We start from the raw sequence: 2,475 nt of genomic DNA, 5'->3' as shown, positions 1-2,475 counted from the left end.
GGCTGGACTACTGGGTGGTCCAGGCCAGGGTGCCGCTGCACGCGGAGCTGCCGAAGCAGCCGATGCGGATCTGGTACGTGCCGCCCGCGCCCGTGGGCACGGTGTAGGCCGCGTGCGACAGCGAACCGCACGCGTCGTCGTTGAACGTCACCTGCTGGCCGGCGGCGTTGAACAGGCGCACCACCGTGTCACCCGTGCCGGACGCGCCCGTCACGCCGCAGCTGCCGAAGGAGAGCGCCTGGCCCGCCACGAGCGCCACGTCGGCGTTCACCGTGCCCTGGGTGGCGTTGTTGGTGTTGCTCACGTTGAAGGGGGTGGAGCCGCTCGTGGGAGGCGTCGTGCTGCCCGCCGTCACTTCCCAGGAGACGGTGCCGCTGCACTGGGTGTTCTGGTAGCAGCCGGCGCGGATCTCATAGGTGCCCGCGACGGTGGCCGTGAAGGTCACCTTGGAGCCCGCGCCGCCGCACGCGTCGTCGTTGGAGGCGACCTCCGTGCCGGAGGGGCCGCGCAGGCGCAGGTACGAGTCGCCGGTGACGGCCGCGTCCGTGACGCCGCAGGTGCCCACGGTGAGCTGCTGCCCGGCCGCGAGCGTCACCGTGCCGTTGACGGTGTTGCGCGTGGCGCTGGCGGTGTTGGACGCCGTGAAGGCGTACTTCGTGGGCGGAGGCGGCGTGGTGTTGCACAGCCGCAGGTTGATGTTCCGCGCGCAGAACTCCGTGATGGCCTGGTTCACGTAGATGATGCCCTCGCCGGAGCAGCCCGTCTCCGTGCACACGTTGACCTCGTTGCAGTTGGCGCCGTCGCGCGGGACGTAGTCCTCTTCGCCCCGCACCAGGATGCCGGCCACGGTGTTGTTGACCGTCTCGTACACGCCGGAGCCGGAGTTGCCGGAGAAGGTGTCCGTGGTGGCGATGAAGTTGTCCATGAAGGCCGCGTTGTTCTCCCGCACGGCGCCGCCCGAGTCGATCTTGAACGGGATGCCGCTGCCGCTGCCGATGACGGCCACGTTGGCGCCCACCGCGAGCGGCGCGTTGCCCGGGCGCACCGGCGCGGGGCTGAAGCGCGGCGCCGCCGAGCGGTCCAGCTTCACGATGGTGAAGTCCACGTAGCGGTATTGGTCGTTTTCTCCCTCGGACTTCCGGGCCACGATGCTCTTGCAGGAGAAGATGTCCGCGCTGGTGATGGTCTCCATCATCCCGTTGGCGGTGCGGTAGAACTTGAAGACGAAGCGCGTGTCGGCGCAGTCCGCCACGTCCTCGATGCAGTGACCCGCCGTCAGCACCAGGTCATCGTCGATGAGCGTGCCCGAGCAGAAGGCCGGCGCCGGGTCGTCGCGGAAGCGCTGGTCGCTGCACAGGTTCTCCCAGTCGTTCAGCGTCCCTTCCGTGAAGGTGATGTTGTTCGGGTTCGAGGCGTCGATGGACTCCGGGAACATCAGCGCCACCGTGGACTTCCGGGCCCGCTCCTGCAGCGTGGCGCTGGGGTGCGCGTAGACGTCCTGGCGATCATCGTTGCCGTACACGACGGGCGTGCGGGACTCGGCCAGCGGCGCCTGCTCGGGCGCGTCCGACTCGGGAGCCGGTCCGCAGGCCAGCGCGGTGAGGGTACACAACAGGGTGCCGAGCAGCTTCGCTCGGAAGGCGGGGGCGGACGGGGACATGCGGGGCGACTCCTGACGGTGCGGCGACAGACACAGTGAAGGAATGGGGTGTTACTGTAACACGTAGGCAGACCCGTGCGGTCGCAGGGCCTCTGCGGCCGGGTGCCCGGGTGGGTAGGGCCGCGAACGGCTCAGTCGGCGTCGGGCGCTTCCAGCCAGGCCAGGGCCTCGGCGCGCGACTCGAAGGTCTTCGCGGGGATGGTGAGGCCGGCGTTCTTCGTCATGCGCCAGGCCTGCAGGCCGCTGCCGGGGTCCACCACCACGCGCGCGGAGCGCACCATGCCGCGCTGCTGGGCGTACGCGTTCAGCCGCGCCATCTCCCCGACCACCGTGGAGGGCATCACCCGCAGCTTGGACTGGTCCACCAGGGCGGACCACTCCTTGCCTCCCCGGGCGGTGATGTCCTTCTTCAGTTGCTCGACGTAATCGGTCACGTCCTTCGGCGTCACTTCCGAAGGGTAGATGACCTCGATGATGTCGTGGGGCAGGTGGGCGATCTCGATCTTCATGCGCGGTACGGCTCTCCAGGCGGGGCGCGCCATCCTAACCGCAGTGCCTGTCGTCGCATACCGGACGCCCGCATTCCCTTCCGGGACGGGCACGGGATGTCAGATCTTGCTGGTAGATCCGTCTCTGCCAGCTCGACCGGACCCGGTGCGCCACGACGCGCGCCGACTCCAGAAAGCAGCCGGCGAAGGGGGAGACCATGCGAACGAAGCTGTATGTCCTGGGCGCGGTCCTGGGAGCGGCCCCGGGCCTGCCGTCCGCGCTCCTGGCGCTGACGGGAACGCCGTCCCTGGAAACCCACCCGGGGG

General features: G+C 69.4%; 2 protein-coding genes. Both read right to left on the bottom strand.

Annotated features, from left to right (window positions below):
* Window positions 1–7 precede the first annotated feature (7 nt).
* On the bottom strand, window positions 8–1,660 hold the full coding sequence (locus tag D7V93_RS41715; RefSeq protein ID WP_120648522.1) for a trypsin-like serine protease: 1,653 nt from the start codon (window positions 1,658–1,660) through the stop codon (window positions 8–10).
* Window positions 1,661–1,791: 131 nt separating this feature from the next.
* Complete coding sequence (locus tag D7V93_RS41710) at window positions 1,792–2,169, bottom strand: SpoIIAA family protein (RefSeq protein WP_120648521.1); 378 nt, start codon at window positions 2,167–2,169, stop codon at window positions 1,792–1,794.
* Window positions 2,170–2,475: the final 306 nt, after the last annotated feature.

This window comes from Corallococcus llansteffanensis (genome assembly GCF_003612055.1).
In the GTDB taxonomy this organism is placed as follows: domain Bacteria; phylum Myxococcota; class Myxococcia; order Myxococcales; family Myxococcaceae; genus Corallococcus; species Corallococcus llansteffanensis.
Note: the sequence above shows the minus strand (reverse complement) of the source record. Positions and strands in the feature narration are given on the sequence as shown.

Bases quoted from the DNA above. Each gene is read 5' to 3' on its own strand.
- D7V93_RS41715 (WP_120648522.1), bottom strand. From the start codon at position 1,660: ATGTCCCCGTCCGCCCCCGCCTTCCGAGCGAAGCTGCTCGGCACCCTG.
- D7V93_RS41710 (WP_120648521.1), bottom strand. From the start codon at position 2,169: ATGAAGATCGAGATCGCCCACCTGCCCCACGACATCATCGAGGTCATC.